We start from the raw sequence: 24,706 nt of genomic DNA on the forward strand, positions 1-24,706 counted from the left end.
TAATGTTTGCTACTTTCATTTCATTGGCTTAAGTATTTAGTTAGTTATTGTTATAGTATTGTTATTTATTTTATATACAAAAGGTTGAACTTCACTTAAAGACTTCATAATGTTTTCTATACTTTCTATATTTACATTAAAAGACCCATTAAACTTTAAAGTGTTCAATAATTTATTATTGTTTATTATTTTAACATCATAACTACGTTCTAATTTTTTCACCATATCTATAAATGATGATTTTCTAAAAAGTAAATCTCCATTTATCCAACCCGTGTATAAATCAGTATTTACTTTCTCTAAAACAATATCAGAATCTAAATTAGATTTGTTTAAAACACCTTTATAGCCTGGTGTTAAAACAGACTCATTATTAGGGTTTGAATCGTTAGATAAACTAACAGACCCTTCTACCAATACGGTACTTATTTCAACATCATTTTTGTATGAAGACACATTAAACTTTGTTCCTAAAACTTTCACATTCATATCGCTAGCATTTACTAAAAAAGGATGCAACGCATCTTTACTAACCTCAAAATAAGCCTCGCCTTCTAAAAACACTTCTCTTTGCATGCCTTTTAAAAATTTTACAGGATACTTTAAACTGGAACCTGAATTTAAGTACACCTTTGTCCCGTCTGATAATGTAATATTAAATGTTTTTCCGTTTGGAATTTTAAGTTGGTTATATGCCAATTTATCTACATTAGAATTTATACTGTAGTCTATTTTTGAGCCTTTTTGGGAACCTATTACTTGACCATTTTTAGATATAATTTGACTTTCTCCGTTAGACGAAATTATTAGCACCTTACCATTATCCATAATAAGCTCAATAGAATCGGAAGCTATTTTATTTTCTGGCGCATCGTTTGCTGTTTTTTGATAAAAGAAAACAAGCCCAATAACACCTATAAAAACCGCTGCATATTTATACGCCTTTTTCCATAAAGGGGTTGTTGTATCATGTTGTTTCAATTTCGCTTCAACTTCTCGCCAACTTTCTTCACTATTTAATGAATTGGCAAAAACTAATGCCTGCTTAACTAAGTCATTATTATAAATATTTTCAATCAGTTCCTTTTCTTCTAAGCTCAATTCTTCTAAATCGCTAGAATCAATATTTCCTGTACTATTTATCTTTTTTAAAATCTCGATTATATTAAAGTCAGCTTTCATAAAACAATATGTTTATTATAAAGGTTCTCATAATGTTAATTTAGGGTGACAATAATTTTGAAAAAAAATATTAAATACATTATTTATATGTGTATTTTTTATTATATATGCAAACCCTAACTACTTTTTTAACCTAATTATTAATTTATGAAAATGTCTTATCAAAAAGATATAAATGAGTTTGAAACCCTATACAAAGAATACTTTGTGTTTTTGTCTTTAGTTTCTTTTCAAATAACGAAAGACATGGACGCTGCTAAAGATATAGCGCAAGATTTCTTTGTTTACTTATGGAATAAAAATGATGCCCTAATTTTTAATACCTCGTTTAGAGCCTATGCGAATAAAGCAGTTAAAAATTTAAGCCTAAAGCATATTGAAAAAACAAAAAAAAATGTTTTAGAAAAAGAGAACCTATCAATATCAGACTATGAAGAAGATCCTATAAACTTTGAAAAAGTTGATGATAGTAAAATTAGCAATGTTCTTAGTTTATTAAGTAAACTTCCTGAGGCAAGAAAGAAAATATTTATTTCTCATGTCATAGACGGTTTAAGCTACAATGATATTGCCAAAACTCAAAACATTTCTATAAATACTGTAAAAACTCAAATGAAACGTGTTTATTCTTTTATACGAGGGGAGATGAGTAACACTTCATGGGTTTGGTTGTTTTTTATTGCTTTTATGAAAAAATAAATTTTTTTAAATTAAAACTATTGTCTGCAAGTGTTTAATAATAGTCCGGAAATCATTTTTTTTGGTAAAGAAAAATGAGGCAAAAAAAAAGTGAGCCACCACAGCTCACTTTACCAACTAAACTAAATAAGACATTAAACTAACTATTAATGAATATTGTGACCTCTTTGTTATCAGAGTTATTTTATATAGTATCTAACTTTTTTTATTTTTCTTGTTGAATTATTAACCCTTTGGTTTATACGCTTTCAACGATACAAAGATACGTTAGTATAAAGGCTATCAAAACATCAAATTTGACCACTTTATATGCTATATTAACTGTTAATTAAATGTTAAATGAATGTAAAGTTAAAATAACACACAATACAGTTAATCAAAGTTATGTTTGCAAAATAATATATTGTAATTTTGCTCTAAATAAAATTTGTTATGATTAATAAAAAACCAACTTTTAGAAAACTTACCCCAAGTTTCGGAAGTTCTATATTAGTTAAACAACATGTAGAAACCATTGATAAAGACGGCGCATACTGGCATTTTCATCCAGAATTAGAGCTTATTTATATAAATAAAGGGCAGGGTAAAACACATATAGGAAATCATTTATCCTATTTTAATAATAGTCAATTAATACTTATTGGGTCTAATTTACCGCATAATGGTTTTACCGATAGACTAACCGCTAATGGAACAGAAACTACGGTACAGTTTAAATCCAATTTTTTAGGTGATGATTTTCTCAATGTTCCAGAAATGGCTGCCATTGTATCATTGTTTGAAAGAGCCAAACAAGGCATTCGATTTAAAGTTGAAACTAAAAAAGTTATAGGACCTAAAATTGATAAACTGTTAGAACATCAAGGCTTAAAACGTGTTTTAAAATTTTTAGATATTTTAAACTATTTGGCAACCACCGAAGATTATACATTGTTAAATGCCGATGGTTTTGCTTTTGAAGCGGAACCACAAGACAGTGGCAAAATTGATGTTATTTTTAAATATGTTAATAAAAATTTTCAAAACCACATTACTTTAGATGAAATAGCCGATGAGGTAAGTATGACAGTTCCAGCGTTTTGTAGGTATTTTAAAAAAGCAACAGGAAAAACATTTACGCAATTGGTAAATGAATATCGCGTGGTACATGCTACCAAACTACTTAACGAAAGCCAAAAAAGTATAGCCGATATTTGCTTTGAATGCGGATTTAACAATTTCTCGCATTTTAACAAGCAATTTAATGAGGTTACGGGTAAAAGTGCCTCAAATTATAGAAAAGAAATTAAGTTGATTATTCAGTAACATATATTAAATTATACCTGGCGACAACAAAATTTTCCAAAGGGGAATTATTTTCTACCCTCCCATTCAGCATAAAACTGCTCTAAAAACTGTTCCATATATTTGTGTCTTTCTAGAGCAATTTTTTTTCCTGTTGCTGTATTCATTTTATTTTTTAAAAGCAGCAATTTTTCATAAAAATGATTGATTGTTGGTGCATTTGATGATTTATATTCCTCTTTAGTCATTCTAAGATTTGGCTTTATTTCTGGATTATATAGGGCTCTATTTTTAAAACCACCATAATTAAAGCATCTCGCTATACCAATGGCCCCAATAGCGTCCAATCTATCGGCGTCTTGAACAACATCTAGTTCTGCCGATTGGAACTTTTGAGCCTCGTTTCCACCCTTAAAAGAGATGTTTTCAATAATTTTTACAACATGCTCAATCACTTTTGAGTCTACATTTATGTTGAATAAAAACTGACGTGCTTTGTCAGGGCCAACAGTTTCGTCTCCGTTATGAAATTTACTATCAGCAATATCATGTAATAACGCACTAAGTGACACAGTAAAGACATCTACCTTTTCTTTTTTAGCGATGAGTAACGCATTATTATACACCCTCAAGATGTGAAACCAATCGTGCCCACCTTCAGCGTTTATAAGTGTTTCTTTTACAAAATCGATGGTTTTATTTATTATTTCTTTTGAAGTCATATGCGTATAAAAATAAAAAAATCCTTTCGGTTTAGAAAGGATTTTAATTATGATATATAAATTGATATACTATTTAATAAGAGCAGGCTCTACCCATTTAAATTGAAATGAGTTTTGAGGTATTTTAATACGTTCAGATAAACGATACATTCTAGCAGGAAGTTTCATTAAATAGTCTCTGGCTTTCTCAGCTTCATCTGTAAGTCCTGTAATTTTATCTATTTCCCAGCGTTTAATTAATTTATCTAAAATATCAACATAATCAGTTGATGTGTAAACACCTATACGTTGCGCCGTATTAGAAAATTCTTCAAAAGCCGAACTAATTTGATTACCCGATTCTCTTAAAAAATGTGCTGGCATGGTTATTTTAAGCTTCATCATATCATGAAAAGCCATCATCATTTGGCTTGGGTCGACTTTAAAAATACGGTCTACAAATTCCGAATATGCATGGTGATGCCTCATTTCGTCTCCAGAAATAATTTGACACATTTTAGCTAACTGCTTATTACCACTTTTTTTAGCTATTTTGGCAACACGATTATGTGAAACATAAGTAGCTAGCTCTTGAAAACTGGTATAAACAAAGTTTTTATATGGGTCTCTATCCGTACCAATATCAAAACCGTCGGCAATTAAATATTGAGTTGTTTTTTCAATTTCTTTCATGTTTACACGACCAGAAAGGTATAAATACTTATTAAGTACATCGCCATGACGATTTTCTTCACCAGTCCAGTGGCGTACCCATTTAGACCATCCATTGCGCTCTACCTGTCCAACACCTTCAACATCCATTAACCACGATTCGTAAGTAGGTAAAGCTTCTTCGGTAATCATATCACCTACTAAAACTACCCAAAAATCATAAGGTAATTCTTTTGAAAGTTCTCTTATTTCACGTACTTCTTCAAAAAAAGTATCACTTTCAGAATTTGGTAAAAAATCTGTTGGTTGCCATATGCTGTCTATCGGAATTAAATACTTCTGTATTAAAGATTCAACGTCCTTTTCCAAAAACTGCATTACTTCGAGTCTTACATTCTTTAACGACATCTTTATAATTTTTTAATAATTTATATTGTTTTTAATAGTAGTTTCAATACTATTAAGTAGTTCTTCTTTGTTTACAAAGGTACTAACTTTTAAAGGCTTATGCACGGTAAAAGTAATATGAGTGCCTAAACCCATAGGGAATTTGCCGTATTTTAACATTTTCCATGAGTTGTTTATAGTAATGGGTACTACAACCGCCGAAGGTATTTTTTTAAATAGTATTTCTAACCCTTTGGTTTGAAAGGGTTTTGGTTCACCATTTTTACTTCTAGTCCCTTCGGGAAAAATTACTGCAGTTCTATTATTGGTTTCAATATATTCACCAAATTTCATAAGCGCAGGTAATGATTGTCGAGGATTTTTTCTATCAATTAAAGCAGCTCCACCGTGCCTCAAATTGTAAGAGACACTTGGAATACCTTTGCCTAATTCTATTTTGCTAATAAATTTAGGGTGGTGTTTCCGCATATACCACGTTATGGGATAAATGTCGTGCAAACTTTGGTGGTTGGCAACAATTATTAAAGGTTGATTGGTATCTATGTTATATGTATTGGTAAATGTAAAACGTGTGCCTAATATATTAGCACAACGCATAAGGCAAAATTGCAAAGCATCAACGCTTTTTTTATGAGCCTGATAACCAAAAACATTAAAACAAAACCATTGAATAGGATGAAATATAATAAGTGTTAAAAAAAAAAATAAATAATAAATAACACTTAAAGGATATGATATTAATTTTTGCATACCCCAAAAATAAACAAAAACAGGTTTTAATAAACAGCTACGCAGGTGTTATTTTCACAATTTACTTTAGTTGGAGGCATGAGATACATACAATCTGAAGCAACACCCCATTTTTTATTAAAATCGGATTCTTTTTTATTGTAATTTAATACCATATTCTCTAGTTTTTCAATGTTTACAGAAGTAGAATAAACTAGATAACCCCAGGGACCACCACAAGGTTTGCTTCCTAAAGCAATAAATTTACAGGTGAAGGTTTCGTTACATATAGAAGTTGCCGCTAAATCTTCAATCGCTTTTTTAGAAACACTTAAATCTTGTTGTTGACTTTCTTTTGTAGAAGCAGTATCATCTTCACATTGAAATGCCATAAAAATTAAACAGGTAGTAAGTAGAATTAAGTGTAGCTTTTTCATGTTGTCATTTTTTTATTAGATACTATCTTCGGTAAAAGGTTGCGTTATAAAATAAAAAACCCACGATTACATCATGGGTTTTTTATTTACTTCGTACTAGAGATCATCTTTTAGCAATACTCGTTATAAGCATCGGTAAGATTTTCTGCAATTAATTCCGCAGGTCTGCCTTCAATATGGTGACGCTCTAACATGTGAACCAATTCACCATCTTTAAATAAAGCCATACATGGAGAACTTGGAGGAAATGGCACCATATAACCTCGAGCTGCATCAACAGCTTCTTTATCAACACCTGCAAAAACCGTAACAATATGGTCTGGTCGTTTCGCATTTTGTAAACTCGTTCTAGCACCTGGGCGTGCATTCGCAGCTGCACAACCGCAAACCGAATTAACTACTACTAATGTAGTTCCTTCTTTTGCTAAAGCAGCATCAACAGCCTCGGCAGTATGTAATTCTTCAAAACCAACTTTTGTTAAATCTTCTCGCATTGGTTTTACTAATTCTGCTGGATACATATTTTTAAATTTTAATATTAGTATATATAATGTACAAAGTTAATCAAAAATCATGCAATAATTAATATGGCGTTCCCTTATAACACTTATGGTGTCATAAGGTCAGGCTATCGCTACTCGCTTCCCAATAAAATTGGGAGAGCTCAAACAGGACGCTCTATCCTTAACGCAGTCCTCACCTATGGTGATTTTCAAAAACATACCATAATTTTTTTCCTTAATAATAAATTGAATAGGTTGTAACAATTAGGTGCTAAGCACAACAAATATGAAAAGCATCTATATAACCACATTTCTTCTTTTAAAAGAATGAATTTATATGTAGGTTTGAAACTATTTTTAAAGCAAATAAAAAACATGAGTTTTTCAAAGTGGATTGGAGCAGCCTTGGGCTGGTCATTTGGAGGCCCTATTGGGGCTATATTAGGGTTAGCATTAGGTAGTGTTATAGATGGCATGTCTAAAGAAACCGTTGTTTATACTGATGACGCACAACCAAGATCTCAAACTCAATCTGGCGATTTTGAAGTAAGTTTACTCATTTTAGCATCAATCGTTATAAAAGCCGATGGAAAACAAGACCAGCGTGAATTAGATTTTGTACGTCTACAGTTTGTAAATATGTATGGAAAGGAACGTGCAAATCATGCTTTTAAGTTGTTTAAAGAGATAAATAAGCAACAACATATTTCAACGAGACAAGTCTGTTTACAAATTAGACAAATGATGCAACATGCATCGCGTTTACAACTTATTCACTTTTTATTTGGCATTGCAAATGCAGATGGTATGGTAACCGAAGATGAAGTTTCTCAAATACACACAATTGCGGGTTATTTAGGGATAAGCCACAATGATTATGAGAGTATCAAAGCCATGTTTTATAAAAGTACAGATAGTGCTTACAAGATTTTAGAAATTGATAAAACGGCCACTACCGATGAAATTAAAAAAGCCTACCGCACTATGGCTAAAAAATACCATCCAGATAAAGTTATTCATTTAGGCGCAGAACATCAAAAAGGTGCTGAGGAAAAGTTTAAGCAAGTTCAACACGCCTATGAACAGTTGCAAAAAGAGCGCGGATTTTAATTATTCAACATTAAAATAAATACTAGAAAATACAACCGCAGCAATTAATAATACTAATACAATAATAACAAACAAACTTGTCTTTTTTGTGATACCGTCTTTTTGGAAAATGTAGTTTTTTTTATTGTTTCCTGGCTCTTTTACAAGTTCAAAATCTTCTTTTTCTTTTTGCATGACATTAGTTTTGTACAAAGATGAAACTCTTTTCATTCATGTATTTTATAACATTTTTTATATTTATTACAGTATTTTCACTTTATTGTTCTCCATTAGAGTAAATCAAACAAAAAAGCAACTCAACTGTTATATACATTGTTTACTATTTTCAACATCTAATAGACATTTATGTAGTTTGAATCTGAAAATTTAAACCATAAACGGATAATATCATCCTTCTTTATAATTTGTAAAGGTCTTTTTAAAGCAGGTTTTTTTTGTTAGTTATTTAATTATCAAAATAAATAGAATCTCTTTAATTACATTTACTACCAAAATAGGATCAAAAATGGTTAAATATGTTTCGGTTTTTTTTGTATTTATGTACCTCATTATTAATACGTCGTGTGCGTCAAAACAGCAGCTCATGACACTAAAACCAGAACCTGAAGAAACCATGCCTTTGGTATTAAATCACGTGCCGTCGTTTATAAATGTTCCCGTTAGTGTAAAGTTAAAAGACATTGAAAATCAAATAAATGTTATTTTAAAAGGTTTGATTTATGAAGACAAAACCATCGAAGACGATAACATTGAAATAAAAGTATGGAAACAAGCACCTATTACTATTCGAAATGATAGAGTTTCTACCAGCGAACGAATTAAAACAACTCTTCCCCTAAAAGCAGTTATAAAATACCGAATAGGTACCCACACCATGGGTGTTAATCTATATAAAACTAGCGAATTCAACTTAAATGGCATTGTAACATTAACTAGTGATATAGGTTTGTCTAACTGGAAATTAAAATCTAAAACACACATAACCAATTTAGAATGGAAAGAAAGCCCGTCTATGGTTGTTTATGGTAAAAATTTACCTGTAACCTATTTGGTAAACCCTGCCATAAAAATATTTAGGGCTGATATTGAAAAAAGCATTGACAACGCCATTGAAGAATCAATGGATTTTAAACCCAATGTGCTTGCTGCTATCGAAAAATTAGCGATACCATTTAAAATGAACGATGATTACGAAAGTTGGCTTAGATTAGTGCCTATTGAAATTTATAGTACTGATGCAAAGTTGAAAAATGATCTAGTGCTGTTAGATATGGGCATGAAATGTTATATGGAAACTGTAATTGGAAAACAACCTGAGTCTAAATTCGATGCTAAAAACATCGTTTTAAAACCGGTAAATAAAATGCCAAATCATGTTACGTCAAACATCATTGCTATTTCAACTTACCAAGATGCATCAAAAATTATAACCAAAAATTTTTCTGGGCAAGAGTTTGGTTCGGGTTCAAAAAAAGTAACGGTTAAAAAAGTAGATATTTGGCACAAAGAAGGTAAAATGGTTATTGCTTTAGATTTGCAAGGCTCTGTAAACGGCATTATATATCTAGAAGGTATGCCGCAATATGATGTTTTAAAAAAAGAAATTTATTTTGATGATCTAGATTATGTGTTAGATACCAAAAGTAAATTGTTGCGTACCGCCAATTGGTTAGCAAAAGGATTGATCCTTAAAAGAATTCAAGAGAATTGTCGCTATTCCGTTCAATCTAACTTAGATGAAGGCAAAAAAACCATGCTAACTTACCTTAATAATTACACCCCAATTACAGGTGTTTTTGTAAATGGAACGATGGAAGACATCGATTTTCAGAAAATAGAATTAACCAACAATGCTATTTTAGCCTTTTTAAAAGTGAAAGGAACCATAAGTGTAACGGTTGATGGCTTAAAATAATTTATTTTTGAAAAACAACTAAAGACTGATCACCAGTCACAGTTAACTGAACGTTTCTTCCCAAAATTAACGCACGATTATCTTTTTCATGTCCTGCGGGCATATTAAATGCCACAGGAAAATTGTATTCCGCAAAAACATCTAAAATAAGTTGCTCTATAGATACTCCCCAAGCCGTGGTGTTCCTTCTCACTTTAGTAATATCGCCTACCAAAACACCTTTGCAATTATCAAAATAACCTGCGCGTTTTAAACTTTGAAGCATGCGGTCTATATGGTACTCATATTCTCCAATTTCTTCAATAAATAAAATTTTTCCAGAGGTGTCAATACTCGTTTTAGAACCTAACATCGTATGCAAAATCGTTAAATTACCACCAACTAACTGTCCTGATGTAGTGCCAATTTTATTGTATTTTGAACCTTCTAAAGTATAAATTAAAGGGGTTCCGAAAAGCGCATCTTTTAAGGTTGATATAGTTTCTTTAATAGTCTCAGTATTATCTTGTAAACTTGTGCACATCATAGCGTGTAAGCTTTCAAAACCTTGGTTATGCACTTGATTATGTAGTGCCGTTATATCAGAATACCCAATAACCCATTTAGGGTGTTTCTTAAATTTTGTATAATCTAATTTATCTAAAATTCGCACGGTACCATAACCACCACGAGCGCACCAAATGGCACTTACTTTTGGGTCGTCCATCACTTTTTGTAAATCTTCACGACGTTCTTCATCTGTTCCCGCAAAGTGATAGTTTTGGTTAAATACCTTTTCACCAACAATAACTTTTAAACCCCAATTTTGAAGTAGACTTTTAGCTTGTTCAACTTCAGCAGTTCGGTTTCTTAAAATGCCCGATGGTGCAACAATGGCAACGGTATCGCCTGTTTTTAAATAAGGTGGACGTATCAAAGTAGTAGTTTTATTAAGGATTGTATTTTGAGCTGAAATAGTTGTATTTCCGCAGAAAAAAATAGAACAAAGTAGGATTGTTATTAATGTAATTCTAGACATAATGTAAATGTACATTTTTTTTCTAATTCGCTGTCAAAATGTGTACTTTTACCGCTTCAAAATGATATGTCATTCCGAGTGAAGCGTTGGAATCAATTGAATTTAAACTTTTGTTCATGAGATTGCCACAGTTGTGCCTCCTTCGCAATGACGCAAAATTTACTTTACAAAAAGATGAACAAACCAAAAAGATATACCATTACTTCGGCATTACCTTATACTAATGGACCAATTCATATAGGTCATTTAGCAGGTGTTTATGTGCCAGCCGATATTTATGCACGTTATTTACGCTTAACAGGAAATGACGTGATTTTTATAGGGGGGAGTGATGAACACGGGGTGCCAATTACTATTAAAGCAAAAAACGAAGGGGTGTCTCCACAAGATATAGTTGATAAATATCACGCTATTATCAAACAGTCTTTTGAAGAATTTGGGATCACGTTTGATAATTATTCACGTACTTCAGCTAAAATTCATCATGAAACAGCATCAGAATTTTTTAAAACGTTATATGATAAAGGTGAGTTTATTGAAGAAACTACCGAGCAATTGTACGATGAAAAAGCGAATCAGTTTTTAGCGGATAGATTCGTAACAGGAACCTGCCCAAAATGCGGGAATGAAGAAGCTTATGGAGATCAATGTGAAAAATGCGGTACGAGTTTAAATGCTACGGATTTAATCAATCCAAAATCGGCATTAACAGGCAACGTTCCAACATTAAAAGAAACAAAACACTGGTTTTTGCCTTTAGATAAGCACGAAGCTTTTTTACGAAACTGGATTTTAGAAGGACATAAAAAGGATTGGAAGCCCAATGTGTACGGGCAAGTAAAATCGTGGATAGACGATGGGTTACGCCCGCGCGCCGTAACTCGCGATTTAGATTGGGGTATTCCTGTGCCTGTTGAAGGAGGAGAAGGAAAAGTGTTATATGTGTGGTTTGATGCACCTATTGGATATATTTCTTCAACCAAAGAATGGGCAAAACGCGAAGGGAAAGATTGGGAACCTTATTGGAAGAGTGATGATACAAAATTGGTGCATTTTATAGGGAAAGATAATATTGTGTTCCATTGTATTATATTTCCAGCCATGTTAAAAGCGGAAGGCAGTTATATTTTACCAGAAAATGTACCAGCAAACGAGTTTTTAAATTTAGAAGGCAATAAACTATCCACTTCAAAAAATTGGGCGGTTTGGTTACCCGATTATTTAAAAGAATTTCCAGGGCAGCAAGACGTACTGCGTTATGCATTAACGGCAAGTGCCCCAGAAACAAAGGATAATGATTTTACTTGGAAAGAATTTCAAGCAAGAAACAATAATGAACTGGTCGCTATTTTTGGAAATTTTATTAACCGTGTAGTGGTACTAACCAATAAATATTATAACGGGATTGTACCTGTTCCTAATGAATTTTCCCAAGTTGACGAAGAGACTTTAGCTGCTGTAAAAGCATATCCAGAAGTGATTTCAAGTTCTATTGAACGCTATCGTTTTAGAGAAGCCCAACAAGAGCTTATGAATTTAGCACGACTTGGTAACAAGTATTTAGCGGACGAAGAACCTTGGAAAGTGGTGAAAGTGGATGAAGCACGTACACAAATTATTATGTATGTAGCGCTTCAAATAGCATCAGCTTTAGCTACGTTAAGTGAGCCATTTTTGCCGTTTACTTCTGAAAAACTGAAAAGCATTCTTAATTTGAAACTCAATCACAATAATAGAAATGCTAGTCATGTAGAGCTTGTTGAAGCATCTCAATGGAATGACGTTTCAGTAAAAGAAGTTTTAATTCCAACAGGTCACCAAATAGGTGAAGCAGAATTATTGTTTTCTAAAATTGAAGATGAAACCATTCAATTTCAATTAGATAAATTAGAAGCGAGTAAAAAAGCAAATGAAGTTGCTAATAAAACAGTAGAACCACAAAAAGACACTATTTCATTTGACGATTTTACAAAATTAGATTTACGTGTAGGAACTATTTTAGAAGCTGAAAAAATGCCGAAAGCTAAAAAACTTTTAGTTTTAAAAGTAGATACAGGTATTGACGTACGCACCATTGTTTCCGGAATTGCCGAAAGTTTTACTCCTGAAGAAATAGTTGGTAAACAAGTAACGGTTTTAGTAAACTTAGCTCCAAGGGAATTACGCGGTGTAGAAAGTCAAGGTATGATTTTAATGACTGAAACCGCTGAAGGTAAATTGGTGTTTGTAAATCCAGATGATGCTAGTGTTGCAAATGGATTGCAGATAAGTTAAAATTTAAAACATAGACATAGTTATTCTTTTAAGCCGACTTTGAATGCCTTAAAGAATTCCTTAACTTTACAAAAAACCTAAAAATATGTTATCGAAAAATATAGAAAAAGCACTTAATAATCAGATTAAAATTGAAGCTGAATCTTCACAAATTTATCTAGCAATGGCTTGTTGGGCAGAAGTGAAAGGTTTAGAAGGTGTTGCTGGTTTTATGTATAAACAATCTCAAGAAGAGCGTGACCATATGCTTAAGCTTGTAAAATATGTAAACGAACGCGGAGGGCATGCGCAAATATCTGCTCTTGCGGCACCAAACGTAACGTTTAAATCGTTTAAAGAAATGTTTGAAGAACTTTATAAGCATGAGGTTTTTGTTTCAGAAAGCATAAATGAATTAGTCCATATCAGTTTACAAGAAAAAGATTATTCAACCCATAACTTTTTACAATGGTATGTTGCCGAACAAATAGAAGAAGAAGCTATGGCACGTACTATATTAGATAAGATAAATTTAATTGGAGATGATAAAGGTGGCCTGTATTTATTTGATAGAGATATCGTTAACTTAACGGTAAGTTCGGCATCGACTTCAGGTCTTCAATAATTTTAACAATTAATCTTATTTAGATTTAATAAAAATAGTTATTTTTGCTCGACATTTATTTACAAATAAGTCTCTTGGGCAAAAAGAAACAAAAAAAGGCACTTAAAAAACTTGAAAAGGCTGGAATTAAACTTCCTAGCAAAGTAAAGAGTAGCTGCTGCGAAAAATATAAGAAAGGTGAGAATAAGCGCTGTGGAAAATGCCCCTGCTTCGACTTAATTAAAAAAGTGGCTTAGTTTTCAAAAAGAAAAATCAAACTCATAATAATTTATAAAAAGCAGATTTCATTTCAAAAAATGGTCTGCTTTTTGTCTATATCAAAAAAATCTTAATTAAATATATTATGAAATTAATTGCCTTAAATACTTTTGTTGTACTAGTGCTATTTACAAGTTGTAATTCGTCTAAAAAAACAAACCAAATCAATTCTAAAGATCAAACACCTGAAATAAACATAACAAAAAAATCTGTTACTCTAGAAAACACAAAGTGGAAATTAGTAACACTTATGGGACAAGATGTTAGCGATAAAAATGCATTCATTAGGTTTTCAAATGAAGATGATGAGGTTTATGGAAATGGCAGTTGTAATAATTTCAGTGGCACTTACCAAATTAAAGAAGGGAACCGAATAACGCTATCTAAAATAGTAGCGACTTTAATGGCATGTGTAGATATGAAAGTTGAAAATCAATTTATGGCTATTTTAGAAAAAACGGATAACTATTCACTTAATGGAAATAAAATGACTTTAAATAAAGCAAGAATGGTTCCTTTAGCTGTTTTTGAGGTAGTTGAAACTAAATAAATTTTAAGCAAGTTGAAAACAATTGTGTCGTTTATATTATCATGAAAAAGGTTTTCTTTATCGACAATCGACTAAAAATGGAAATATTGTAATCAAAATACAATATGATATAACGTAAATGTAATAACAGATTCGCATCTTTGTAGAGTTAATCAAATGAAACATCTATTATGAAAAAATTAATTTTATTATGCGTTGCTATAAGCTTATTAAGTTGTGGGGCTTCAAAAACTGTAAGGGTTTCAAAAAAAGTTATTAAAGGTGATTGGGTGTTAAACTCTATTACATATAACAAAGCAGGCACTTATAATGCTACTTTATTAAACGATGCATCTAAAGCATGTTTTGAAGGCAGTACATGGCAATTCGTTCCTAATAACAATACAGGAATTTATACTATTAACGGCGCCAATTGTGCTACGGGTGAAAGACATTTTATATTCACTATTCAAGAAGTAGATGCAGAAACAGGCTTATACGATTTCCTCCTTAAACCTACAAATGAGAAGCATAAATCGGAAACCAATCAGGGGTTCAGATTAAAACTTTCAGCGTTGTCCGATAGTGATATGCAATGGCAACAAACTGTAAATGTAGCAGGTAATTCATTAACTATTAACATGAATTTTTCTAAGCAATAAAAAAACAATCATATGAAAACAATTATAAATAAAACAGGAATATTACTTCTTACAATCGTTTTGACTTTAAGTTTAACAAATTGTAAAGCGGTACAAAATGCAAATAACAAACAAAAAGGTGGTGTTATAGGTGCCACGGGTGGAGCTATTTTAGGAGCAATTATAGGTAATAATGTTGGCAAAGGTGGTAATGGCGAATTAGGAGCTGTTATTGGTGGCGTTATTGGTGGTGGTGCTGGAGTTCTTATTGGAAACAAAATGGATAAGCAAGCTCAAAAAATTGAAGAAGAAATACCTGGCGCACAAGTAGAACGTGTTGATGATGGTATTGTAGTTACCTTTGACGAGGGTAGTGGCGTGAATTTTGACACTAATAAATACAACATTAATGCAACATCTCAACAAAATTTAAACAAGCTAATCAGTGTTTTTCAAGATTATCCAGATACCAATTTATTAGTTGTAGGACATACTGATAGTCAAGGCGCTGAAGATTATAATATGACGCTGTCTAAAAATAGAGCGAATGCGGTAACCAATTATTTAAAACAAAAAGGGGTTTCTAGTGGAAGACTTACAACCAATTGGTTTGGTGAAACTCAACCATTACATGATAATTCAACAGCAGAAGGAAGAGCAAAAAACAGACGTGTAAATATTGCTATTTTGCCTAATGAAAAAATGATACAAGACGCTAAAACACAATCAGGAAATTAAAAAACAATAATTATATTTGTATAAATCTCGTTTTCAATGTTATTTTGAAAACGAGATTTTTTATTTAAAACCAACCCAATGAACCAACTACTAAATTTTATAAAAGTACACACACAACTTCCAGAAGTTTCCATAAAAAACACTGTTGAATTATTAAACGAAGACTGTACAATCCCTTTCATTTCCCGCTATAGAAAAGAACGTACTGGTAATTTAGATGAGGTTCAAATTGGTGATATTGTAAAATTTAAAGAACAGTTTGAAGCTTTAGAAAAACGAAAAGTTGCTATTTTAAAAGCTTTGGAAGAACAAGGCGTTTTAACTTCGGAATTAAAACAAAAAATAGAAACGACCCAAGATTTAACGACACTTGAAGATTTATATCTCCCATTTAAAAAAAGCCGAAAAACGAAAGCAGAAACCGCCAGAAAAAACGGTTTAGAACCTTTGGCTAAAATTATTATGAGCCAAAACGCTAATGATGTTGAATCAATTGCTTTTAAATATGTAAAAGGAGATATAAACACTGTTGAAGAAGCTTTAGAAGGTGCACGCCATATTATTTCAGAATGGATTAATGAACGTACCGATGTTAGAAACAACATCCGTCAACAATTAGAACGTTTTGCAATGATTTCTACAAAAGTGGTGAAATCCAAAATAGATGATGAAAAAGCTCAAAAATTTCGAGATTATTTTGAATGGGAAGAATCTTTAAGTCGCATTCCTTCTCACAGATTACTCGCCATGTTAAGAGCGGAGAGCGAAGGGGTTATTAAGGCAAAAATTGACATTGACGATGAAAAAGCTTTGAATAAGATTGAAGATAGAATTATTCGTTCTAGTAATGAATGTGCAGAACAAATACAAATAGCTATTAAAGATGCTTATAAACGTTTATTATTACCGTCATTAAGCAACGAAGCTCTGCAAATTGCAAAAGCTAAAGCCGATGAAGCCGCTATTTCAGTTTTTGCAAAAAATTTAAAACAACTTTTGTTAGGGTCTCCTTTGGGTGAAAAACGGGTTTTGGCAATTGATCCTGGTTTTGTTAGTGGTTGTAAAGTGGTGTGTTTGGATGCGCAAGGTCAATTAAAATATAACGAAACTATTTATCCGCACCCACCAAAAAACGATGTTATTGGTGCTATGAAAAAAATTAGTTCGCTTACCGAAGCATATCAAATTGAAGCGATTGCCATTGGAAACGGAACAGCATCTCGAGAAACGGAAGCTTTTATAAGAAAAATTCATTTTAAAAATGATATTCAGGTATTTGTAGTAAGTGAAGCAGGAGCCAGTATTTATTCGGCTTCTAAAATAGCCAGAGAAGAATTTCCTAATTATGATGTAACGGTTCGTGGTTCAGTATCTATTGGTCGGCGTTTACAAGATCCTTTAGCCGAATTGGTAAAGATTGACGCTAAATCCATTGGTGTTGGTCAATATCAGCATGATGTAGACCAAACAAATCTTCAGAAGTCATTAGATTTTGTGGTTGAAAACTGCGTAAATGCAGTTGGAGTAAACATTAATACAGCAAGCAAGAGTTTATTAAGTTATGTGTCGGGAATTGGACCCAAACTAGCTGAAAATATTGTGGCTTATCGTGATGAAACAGGTGCGTTTACCTCAAGAAATGCTATAAAAAAAGTGCCTCGTTTAGGAGGAAAAGCCTTTGAGCAAGGTGCTGGGTTTTTAAGAATTAAATTTGCTTCAAATCCGTTAGACGATTCGGCGGTTCATCCAGAACGTTACGATTTGGTTAAACAAATGGCTAAAGATTTAGATAAAAGTGTTCAAGATTTAATTGGAAATAAAGAACAACTTCAAAAAATAGATTTAAAAAAATATTGCACAGATACTGTTGGGTTACCAACACTTCAAGACATTATAAGTGAACTAGAAAAGCCAGGTTTGGACATTCGCGAGCAAGCCAAAGTGTTTACTTTCAATCAAAATATAAAAACTATTAACGATTTACAAGAAGGGCAACTTCTTCCTGGAATTGTGAATAATATTACCAACTTTGGTTGTTTTGTTGATGTGGGCATTAAAGAAAGTGGACTCATTCATGTATCAAATTTATCAGATAGTTTTGTTAGTGATGTAAACGCACATGTAAGCTTGCATCAACAAATAATTGTTAAAGTTTTAGAGGTTGATATTCCGCGAAAGCGTATCCAACTAAAGCTACATAAATAAAAAGTTAAATTAACGTCATTGGCGAGGTACGAAGCAATCTCTTAACCAAACTAAAAAAGGTTTCGTATATATTAAGAGGTTACGTCGTACCTCCCTTGCAATGAGGTAATACATTTTCTATATTAATTAAGAAGCCATTTTAACAATTAGAGGTTCTGAAATAGCGCTTTTAATCAATGTGTGCCATTTTTCAATACGTTGTAATTCAAAATCTTCACTTAAATCGTCATCAATATTAAAAAAATTAAGGATCAGATTGGGCTTTGCTGATGATTTATAAACAAATTCTAAGTCTAAACTTTTTAAGAACAGCGATTTATTTGATCCATTATTATAGTTTTTAAGAATGTTACATTGCTTAACTTCATTTAAGTTAACATCGTTAATAACATGAGATTTATCTGAATTAAATTTTATGTATGTTAAAGTGTTGTTTTTAGTGCTAATGCCAATAAAATTTTTGCGCCAAACTTCTTTAAGGCTGTATAACAACCCATTATTTTTTACTAAGGCATTGGCTTGTTTTTTTATACTCACTGTGTTTTTTGTTCCATTATAAATGAATAGAAAAAAAGGAAGGAACACGCTTAAAACCAAAAGCGTAGAAATAAATATTAATGAAATTTTCATCTTATATGTTTTAAATTAATTTTTTTGAATAGGTAAATAAGCCAGTAAAATACTTTATGGCTATGGGTCAATTCACTAAAATTAATGGCTACAAGAACGAATGGAACGGGTAAATAATACTCCGGGTCGTTAAATTTAAATCGATAAAGTCGCAAACCTTTAAATACTGCAATTCATTTTCAAAAACCGTTTTATTTGAAGTGTTTTTGGTGTAAAAACGATTTTCGGTGGGTGGTTCTTTGTCCTTCTCAAAACTTACTAATTCTTGAAAAGAATTATTGGTGGTAATGGCTAAGGCATTGAAAGAATGATCAATTTTAACATCATGTGTCGTTGGAATTTTTTTTATAGCTAAATCGCCTCCCGTTTCAGAAAGAAACAAGGAGAATAAACTTAACGCAAGCGTTAAAAGTAAACTGTTAAACTTTAGCATTTAATAAAAATTACAAAGTGTAAATGTATAAATAAAGCTTGTTAAAAAATTAATAAAATTTTATAAATAAAAAATGCGAACCTTTTAGGGTCGCATTTTATTTTATAAAACAAGTGTAAATTACTTGTTCATGTTTTTCATTTCATTAGTAAAAGTATCTAAATCGACAGCATTACTTACTAATGTTAAGGCTTTATCAACAATATATTTTACATTTTCTGGATGAAATCCTAAACCAACACTAATTTTCCTAAGTAAAACTTCTTCATTATCACCTTTTATATGGTCTACATAAACCATACGTGCTAAATCGTATAAACGCTCTAAACGTCTATCATAATCATGTGGTGGATTAATAGGATGTGATTTATAATCTTGTAAAATAATTTTATAATCTCCTTCACTAATATCTAAATTACGGGCTAATCGGTCTAAAAACGCTTTTTCTTCCTCAGAAATCACACCGTCATCCATCGCAACACGTACAATAGACGCAAAATGGTCTTCATTACGCTTTTTAAATCCACTATCAAATAAATCTGAAAACGACATATCTTTTTTGTTTTAAGTGTGCAAACCTACATATTTTTTTCGTTTTTTTTATACTTGTTAAAGTGAAAAAAATATTAAAATAATTCCTTTAATGTAAGTTATTCAATAGAAATCATTTTAAAAAAAATATCAAAGTACTTTTTTTAGTATTTTCCACGAAGGTGAGTTACATTTTCTATTATACCTTTTTAAAAAGGATGAAGCTACCAATACAGAGCATTTTCGTTTTTTTATTTGAAAATACTGATACTAAAATTGCTAATGTGTGCGCCATATAAAATAATAACATTTTAACAAAGTAAAAAACATTTGCGAATTTTTAGCAAAACATTTTTAAAATAATTCTAAACCGTATATTTGCAGTCTTAAAACCCTATTGTTAGGTGAGTAAAACCATATTATCTCAAACCTATGTACAGACTTTGCAAATGCAAAATCTGCAAAATTCTATTACCCAAACTAAAAGTAGAGTTCATTTAAAAGGACTTGTCGGTTCATCATTTTCCTTTGTAATTGCCAGTATTTTTAACCAAAACGACTTGCCTTTTTTATTGGTTTTTAACGATAAAGAAGAAGCCGCTTTCTATTTAAATGACCTAGAGCAACTTTGTAGTGATAAAGATGTATTGTTTTATCCAGGCAGTTACCGTAGGCCTTATCAAATAGAAGAAACCGACAATGCTAATGTGTTATTGCGTGCTGAGGTATTGAATCGTATAAATTCACGTAAAAAACCGGCGATTATTGTTACTTACCCCGATGCGCTTTTCGAGCAAGTGGTTACTAGAAAAGAATTAGAACGTAACACTTTAAAAGTATCGGTAAAGGATAAACTATCTATCGATTTTGTAAATGAAGTCCTGTTTGAATACCAATTTAAACGCGTTGATTTTGTTACCGAACCAGGAGAGTTTTCTGTTCGTGGGGGTATTGTTGATGTGTTTTCATTTGCAAATGATACGCCTTATCGTATTGAATTTTTTGGAGATGAAGTTGATAGCATTCGAACTTTTGATGTCGAAACCCAACTTTCTATAGAACAAACCAATAAAATTAATATCATTCCCAACGTAGCTAATAAGCTACTGCAAGAAAGTCGCCAGAGTTTTTTGCAATACATGGCTCAAAAAACAGTGGTTTGTTTTAAAAATGTCGATTTATTCTTTTCAAGAATAGATGATTTTTACAGTAAAGCCGAAGATGCTTTTAAAACCTTGTCTTCAGAAATAAAACATGCACCACCAGAAGAGTTATTTTGTAATTCAACCATATTAAAAAGACAATTACTTGATTTTTCAATAATCGAATTTGGAACAACAACATTTATTAATAGTACCGTCATTGCAAGAGAAACGAAGCAACCTGTTTCTAATGGAGAGATTGCTTCGTCGAAAGCCACTCACAATGACGAAATAGTTTTTAATACAACACCACAACCTTCTTTTAATAAACAATTTGATTTGTTAATTGAAGATTTAAATACGAATCACGATAAAGGATATACCAATTATATTGCCTGCGTAAGTGAGCAACAAGCCAAACGATTCCACGATATTTTTGATGATTCGCATCTAGAAGTAAAACCTTACAAGGCTATAGTACTCTCGTTACATCAAGGTTTTATAGATCACGATAATCAAATAGTTTGTTATACCGATCATCAAATTTTTGAACGTTACCATAAGTTTCATGTAAAAAATGGCTATGCCAAAAAACAAGCCATCACTTTAAAAGAACTTACCAATTTAGATATTGGCGATTATGTTACGCATATCGATCATGGTATTGGACGTTTTGGTGGCCTTCAAAAAATAGATGTTGAAGGTAAAAAACAAGAAGCCATTAAATTAGTTTATGGAGAGCGCGATGTACTTTATTTAAGCATACACTCGTTACATAAAATAACTAAGTTTAATGGTAAAGACGGAAAACCTCCAAAAATTTATAAACTTGGTAGTACCGCTTGGAAAACGCTTAAAGAAAAAACAAAATCAAGAGTAAAGCATATTGCGTTCAATCTTATAAAATTATACGCCAAACGTAAAACTGAAAAAGGTTATCAATACAACCCCGATAGTTATATGCAACACGAGTTGGAGGCCTCTTTTATTTATGAAGATACACCCGATCAAAGTACGGCTACCGCCGATATTAAAGCCGATATGGAAAGTGAACGCCCCATGGATCGTTTAATTTGTGGTGATGTAGGCTTTGGCAAAACAGAAGTTGCCATTCGTGCAGCATTTAAAGCGGTTGATAATGGCAAACAAGTAGCCGTTTTAGTACCAACAACTATTTTGGCGTATCAACATTCTAGAACTTTTGCAGAACGTTTAAAAGATTTCCCAGTAACGGTAGATTATGTAAACCGTTTTAGAACCGCTAAAGAAAAACGCGAAACACTTGAAAAATTAGAAAATGGTAGCGTCGATATTATTATTGGAACGCATCAACTGGTAAATAAATCTGTGAAATTTAAGGATCTAGGATTGCTTATTGTTGATGAAGAACAAAAGTTCGGCGTAGCAGTAAAAGAAAAACTAAAAACACTAAAAGACAATGTAGATGTGTTAACACTAACGGCTACACCTATACCTAGAACACTTCAGTTTAGTTTAATGGCGGCACGTGATTTATCCGTTATCACAACACCGCCACCAAACCGCTACCCTATTGAAAGTCATGTGATTCGTTTTAACGAAGAAGACATTCGGGATGCGGTGAGTTATGAAATTGAACGCGGCGGACAAATTTTCTTCATTCATAACCGTATAGAAAATATCAAAGAAGTGGCAGGCTTGATTCAACGGTTGGTACCCGATGCTAAAATTGGTATTGGGCACGGACAATTGGATGGCAAAAAGTTAGAAGAACTCATGCTCTCTTTTATGAATGGGGCTTTTGATGTTCTGGTAAGTACCACCATTGTTGAAAGTGGCTTAGATGTTCCAAACGCCAACACCATTTTCATCAACAATGCTAATAATTTCGGTTTGAGTGATTTGCATCAAATGCGTGGTCGTGTAGGGCGTAGTAACAAAAAAGCATTTTGTTATTTTATAACTCCAGAGTATTCAGCAATGACTGATGATGCTCGAAAACGTATCACAGCATTAGAGCAATTTACTGAGCTTGGAAGTGGTTTTAATATTGCGATGAAAGATTTAGAAATTCGTGGTGCAGGCGATTTATTGGGCGGTGAACAAAGCGGGTTTATAAACGAAATAGGCTTCGATACGTATCAAAAAATATTAAACGAAGCCATTGAAGAACTCAAAGAAAATGAGTTTAAAGATTTATATGAAGATAATGCTATCGAAAAAGTATATGTAAAAGATGTAACAATTGATTCGGATTTTGAGTTGCTGTTCCCAGACGATTATGTGAATAATATAGCCGAACGATTAAGCTTGTATACTAAACTTAACGATATAAAAACGGAAGCCGAATTACAAAAATTTGAAGCCGAATTAATCGATCGTTTTGGTGAATTACCGAAACAAGTAATCGGTTTACTAAATAGTGTTCAAATAAAATGGATTGCCACCAAAGCAGGCTTTGAAAAAATTGTAATGAAACAAGGTAAACTCATTGGTTATTTTATAAACGACCAACAAAGCAGTTTCTACCAAAGCACTAATTTTACACGGGTGCTTCAGTTTGTTCAATCAAATTCAAGCATCTGTAAAATGAAAGAGAAACAAACTCGAAACGGTTTGCGCTTAATGCTAACATTTGAAAATATTAAATCGGTAAAACAAGCGTTAAATGTATTACAACCCATTGCGGTGTAATTATTGTGCTTATATAAAAACCTTAAGCTCGGATGCTTTTGAAACTTTGAAACTTTGAAAAACATGTTATTTAAGATTGTTGCATTATTAATACTATTACCACAAATACTTTTGGCTCAACACACCATTAAAGGTGTGTTTTCGCCAGCAAATGATTATAAAGTGGTTTTATTGTATAAAGTAACGCCAACCGTGTCAGAATACATTACAAATGCAGAGATTCAAAAAGACGGTAGCTTTCAATTTCAATTAGACACTTCTGCTAAAACGGGTATATACAGAATTGTTTATGCGGTTCCACAAGAAGACTTTAATTTTGATGTTATTTACAACGGAAAGGAAGATATTGCGCTTACTTTTAATACTGAAACTGGCATTTTGTTTAAATCATCAACCGAAAATAAATTACTATCATCTTATACAAGCAGTATGTCTGCTATTACCCAAAGTATCAACAACTATTTTAGAGAAGGCCGTAAAGATACTTTGGCTTTGAGGGCTATTTTTAAAACACAACGTGAAACACAAATTCGCTACGAAAAACAGGCAGAAAACACCATAGCATTACATTTTATAAAAGCAAATAAACCATATATTCCTAAAAAGTATGAAGATGTTAAAACCTATGTAAAAAATTTAAAAAACCGTTATTTTGACAATATAGATTTTAATAATAAAACACTTCAAAGTTCTAGTTTTTTACAGGAAAGAATGCTTAATTATGTCTTTGGAATATCGACTGAAGGTAAAGACGAGATTACCAATTATAAAAATAATATTGACGTATTCTATAGTGCTATAAAAACCATACCAGCCAGCATTAAGCGTATTCTATTGGTAGACTTATGGCAAGAAATGGTAGATTTAAGATTAGAACCAGTTGCAAATCATATCTCTAAAAATTATTTATTAAACATTGCTAATCTTTTAAAAGATAAAGAACTAGTTGACACTTTAACACGATACAGTAATTTGTCTATTGGTCATAAAGCACCTGATTTCCCCATTTTAATAGAAAGCAATAACAAGAAAGAAATAATAAGACTAAGTGAATTAAATAATGCAGAAAAATACATTATTGTTTTTTGGAGCAGTACCTGTTCACATTGTTTAGAAGAAATTCCGCAGTTACATACGTTTGTTAAATCGCGTATAAAAAGTAAATTAAAGGTTATCGCCATCGGTTTAGAAGACGATAATAAAGCTTGGAAAGAAAAGATTAAAAATTACCCAGAGTTTCTTCACGTACTTGGGTTGGGTAAATGGGATAATAAGATAGGAAACGATTATGATGTAACGGCTACTCCAGCTTATTTTGTGCTCGATAAAAACAAAAATATTATTGAAAAGCCTGATAGTTTTGAAGCTTTAAAAATATCTTTTAAGTAAA

23 protein-coding genes are annotated in these 24,706 nt (G+C 32.0%); 12 read left to right on the top strand and 11 right to left on the bottom strand.

What is annotated here, in order from left to right; translation table 11 throughout:
- Positions 1 to 36 precede the first annotated feature (36 nt).
- A complete protein-coding gene (locus QLS71_RS06050) occupies positions 37 to 1,182 on the bottom strand; it encodes a FecR domain-containing protein (protein WP_308991576.1) in 1,146 nt (381 codons plus the stop codon).
- A gap of 153 nt (positions 1,183 to 1,335) precedes the next feature.
- Between QLS71_RS06050 and QLS71_RS06055 the strand changes: the two genes are divergently transcribed.
- Together QLS71_RS06055 and QLS71_RS06060 are read left to right on the top strand one after the other, a co-directional pair.
- Positions 1,336 to 1,881 carry a sigma-70 family RNA polymerase sigma factor gene (locus QLS71_RS06055; RefSeq protein ID WP_308991577.1) on the top strand — a complete coding sequence of 182 codons (546 nt, stop codon included), beginning with the start codon at positions 1,336 to 1,338 and terminating at the stop codon, positions 1,879 to 1,881.
- 432 nt (positions 1,882 to 2,313) lie between these two features.
- Positions 2,314 to 3,186, top strand: a complete 873-nt coding sequence (locus tag QLS71_RS06060) for an AraC family transcriptional regulator (protein WP_308991578.1) — start codon at positions 2,314 to 2,316, stop codon at positions 3,184 to 3,186.
- Between the two features lie 47 nt (positions 3,187 to 3,233).
- Here the strand turns inward: QLS71_RS06060 and QLS71_RS06065 are convergent, their stop codons facing one another.
- The 5 genes from QLS71_RS06065 to QLS71_RS06085 form a co-directional block, all read right to left on the bottom strand.
- Entirely contained in the window at positions 3,234 to 3,887 is a 654-nt protein-coding gene (locus QLS71_RS06065) for an HD domain-containing protein (protein WP_308991579.1), read from the bottom strand.
- A gap of 69 nt (positions 3,888 to 3,956) precedes the next feature.
- The gene (locus QLS71_RS06070; protein ID WP_308991580.1) at positions 3,957 to 4,946 is read right to left on the bottom strand and encodes an acyl-ACP desaturase; all 990 of its coding nucleotides are present in this window, start codon (positions 4,944 to 4,946) and stop codon (positions 3,957 to 3,959) included.
- A gap of 12 nt (positions 4,947 to 4,958) precedes the next feature.
- Positions 4,959 to 5,696 carry a lysophospholipid acyltransferase family protein gene (locus tag QLS71_RS06075; protein WP_308991581.1) on the bottom strand — a complete coding sequence of 246 codons (738 nt, stop codon included), beginning with the start codon at positions 5,694 to 5,696 and terminating at the stop codon, positions 4,959 to 4,961.
- Positions 5,697 to 5,722: 26 nt separating this feature from the next.
- Positions 5,723 to 6,112, bottom strand: coding sequence for a hypothetical protein (locus QLS71_RS06080; protein WP_308991582.1), 390 nt, complete (start codon positions 6,110 to 6,112; stop codon positions 5,723 to 5,725).
- A gap of 110 nt (positions 6,113 to 6,222) precedes the next feature.
- Positions 6,223 to 6,633, bottom strand: coding sequence for a BrxA/BrxB family bacilliredoxin (locus QLS71_RS06085; protein ID WP_308991583.1), 411 nt, complete (start codon positions 6,631 to 6,633; stop codon positions 6,223 to 6,225).
- Positions 6,634 to 6,990: 357 nt separating this feature from the next.
- Between QLS71_RS06085 and QLS71_RS06090 the strand changes: the two genes are divergently transcribed.
- Positions 6,991 to 7,725, top strand: coding sequence for a TerB family tellurite resistance protein (locus QLS71_RS06090; RefSeq protein WP_308991636.1), 735 nt, complete (start codon positions 6,991 to 6,993; stop codon positions 7,723 to 7,725).
- On the opposite strand, the gene QLS71_RS06095 is transcribed toward QLS71_RS06090, so the two are convergent.
- Positions 7,726 to 7,935, bottom strand: a complete 210-nt coding sequence (locus QLS71_RS06095; protein WP_308991584.1) for a hypothetical protein — start codon at positions 7,933 to 7,935, stop codon at positions 7,726 to 7,728.
- A 373-nt stretch (positions 7,936 to 8,308) separates the two neighbouring features.
- Here QLS71_RS06095 and QLS71_RS06100 point away from each other — a divergent pair, with 373 nt between their 5' ends.
- The gene (locus QLS71_RS06100) at positions 8,309 to 9,640 is read left to right on the top strand and encodes a DUF4403 family protein (protein WP_308991585.1); all 1,332 of its coding nucleotides are present in this window, start codon (positions 8,309 to 8,311) and stop codon (positions 9,638 to 9,640) included.
- 1 nt (position 9,641) lies between these two features.
- Here QLS71_RS06100 and QLS71_RS06105 read toward each other — a convergent pair whose 3' ends face one another.
- Positions 9,642 to 10,658, bottom strand: coding sequence for an LD-carboxypeptidase (locus QLS71_RS06105; protein ID WP_308991586.1), 1,017 nt, complete (start codon positions 10,656 to 10,658; stop codon positions 9,642 to 9,644).
- A 174-nt stretch (positions 10,659 to 10,832) separates the two neighbouring features.
- On the opposite strand from QLS71_RS06105, the gene metG reads away from it, so the two are divergent.
- The 6 genes from metG to QLS71_RS06135 all read left to right on the top strand — a co-directional run bounded on the left by metG (position 10,833) and on the right by QLS71_RS06135 (position 17,907).
- Complete coding sequence (metG, locus tag QLS71_RS06110; RefSeq protein ID WP_308991587.1) at positions 10,833 to 12,932, top strand: methionine--tRNA ligase; 2,100 nt, start codon at positions 10,833 to 10,835, stop codon at positions 12,930 to 12,932.
- An 85-nt stretch (positions 12,933 to 13,017) separates the two neighbouring features.
- Complete coding sequence (locus QLS71_RS06115; RefSeq protein ID WP_308991588.1) at positions 13,018 to 13,536, top strand: ferritin; 519 nt, start codon at positions 13,018 to 13,020, stop codon at positions 13,534 to 13,536.
- 343 nt (positions 13,537 to 13,879) lie between these two features.
- Positions 13,880 to 14,344 carry an META domain-containing protein gene (locus tag QLS71_RS06120; RefSeq protein WP_308991589.1) on the top strand — a complete coding sequence of 155 codons (465 nt, stop codon included), beginning with the start codon at positions 13,880 to 13,882 and terminating at the stop codon, positions 14,342 to 14,344.
- A 170-nt stretch (positions 14,345 to 14,514) separates the two neighbouring features.
- Positions 14,515 to 14,985, top strand: a complete 471-nt coding sequence (locus tag QLS71_RS06125) for a lipocalin family protein (RefSeq protein WP_308991590.1) — start codon at positions 14,515 to 14,517, stop codon at positions 14,983 to 14,985.
- Between the two features lie 12 nt (positions 14,986 to 14,997).
- Complete coding sequence (locus tag QLS71_RS06130) at positions 14,998 to 15,702, top strand: OmpA family protein (RefSeq protein WP_308991591.1); 705 nt, start codon at positions 14,998 to 15,000, stop codon at positions 15,700 to 15,702.
- 78 nt (positions 15,703 to 15,780) lie between these two features.
- Positions 15,781 to 17,907, top strand: coding sequence for a Tex family protein (locus QLS71_RS06135; protein WP_308991592.1), 2,127 nt, complete (start codon positions 15,781 to 15,783; stop codon positions 17,905 to 17,907).
- Between the two features lie 126 nt (positions 17,908 to 18,033).
- Here QLS71_RS06135 and QLS71_RS06140 read toward each other — a convergent pair whose 3' ends face one another.
- The 3 genes from QLS71_RS06140 to QLS71_RS06150 all read right to left on the bottom strand — a co-directional run bounded on the left by QLS71_RS06140 (position 18,034) and on the right by QLS71_RS06150 (position 19,522).
- Positions 18,034 to 18,537, bottom strand: a complete 504-nt coding sequence (locus QLS71_RS06140) for a hypothetical protein (protein ID WP_308991593.1) — start codon at positions 18,535 to 18,537, stop codon at positions 18,034 to 18,036.
- Positions 18,538 to 18,625: 88 nt separating this feature from the next.
- Positions 18,626 to 18,970 carry a hypothetical protein gene (locus QLS71_RS06145; RefSeq protein ID WP_308991594.1) on the bottom strand — a complete coding sequence of 115 codons (345 nt, stop codon included), beginning with the start codon at positions 18,968 to 18,970 and terminating at the stop codon, positions 18,626 to 18,628.
- Between the two features lie 120 nt (positions 18,971 to 19,090).
- Positions 19,091 to 19,522, bottom strand: a complete 432-nt coding sequence (locus tag QLS71_RS06150) for a TerB family tellurite resistance protein (RefSeq protein ID WP_308991595.1) — start codon at positions 19,520 to 19,522, stop codon at positions 19,091 to 19,093.
- A gap of 383 nt (positions 19,523 to 19,905) precedes the next feature.
- On the opposite strand from QLS71_RS06150, the gene mfd reads away from it, so the two are divergent.
- Both mfd and QLS71_RS06160 read left to right on the top strand, forming a co-directional pair.
- Positions 19,906 to 23,316: a transcription-repair coupling factor gene (mfd, locus tag QLS71_RS06155; protein WP_308991596.1), complete on the top strand. Its 3,411-nt coding sequence runs from the start codon at positions 19,906 to 19,908 to the stop codon at positions 23,314 to 23,316.
- Between the two features lie 63 nt (positions 23,317 to 23,379).
- Entirely contained in the window at positions 23,380 to 24,705 is a 1,326-nt protein-coding gene (locus QLS71_RS06160) for a TlpA disulfide reductase family protein (RefSeq protein ID WP_308991597.1), read from the top strand.
- Position 24,706: the final 1 nt, after the last annotated feature.

This window comes from Mariniflexile litorale, assembly GCF_031128465.2.
Lineage (GTDB): Bacteria > Bacteroidota > Bacteroidia > Flavobacteriales > Flavobacteriaceae > Mariniflexile > Mariniflexile litorale.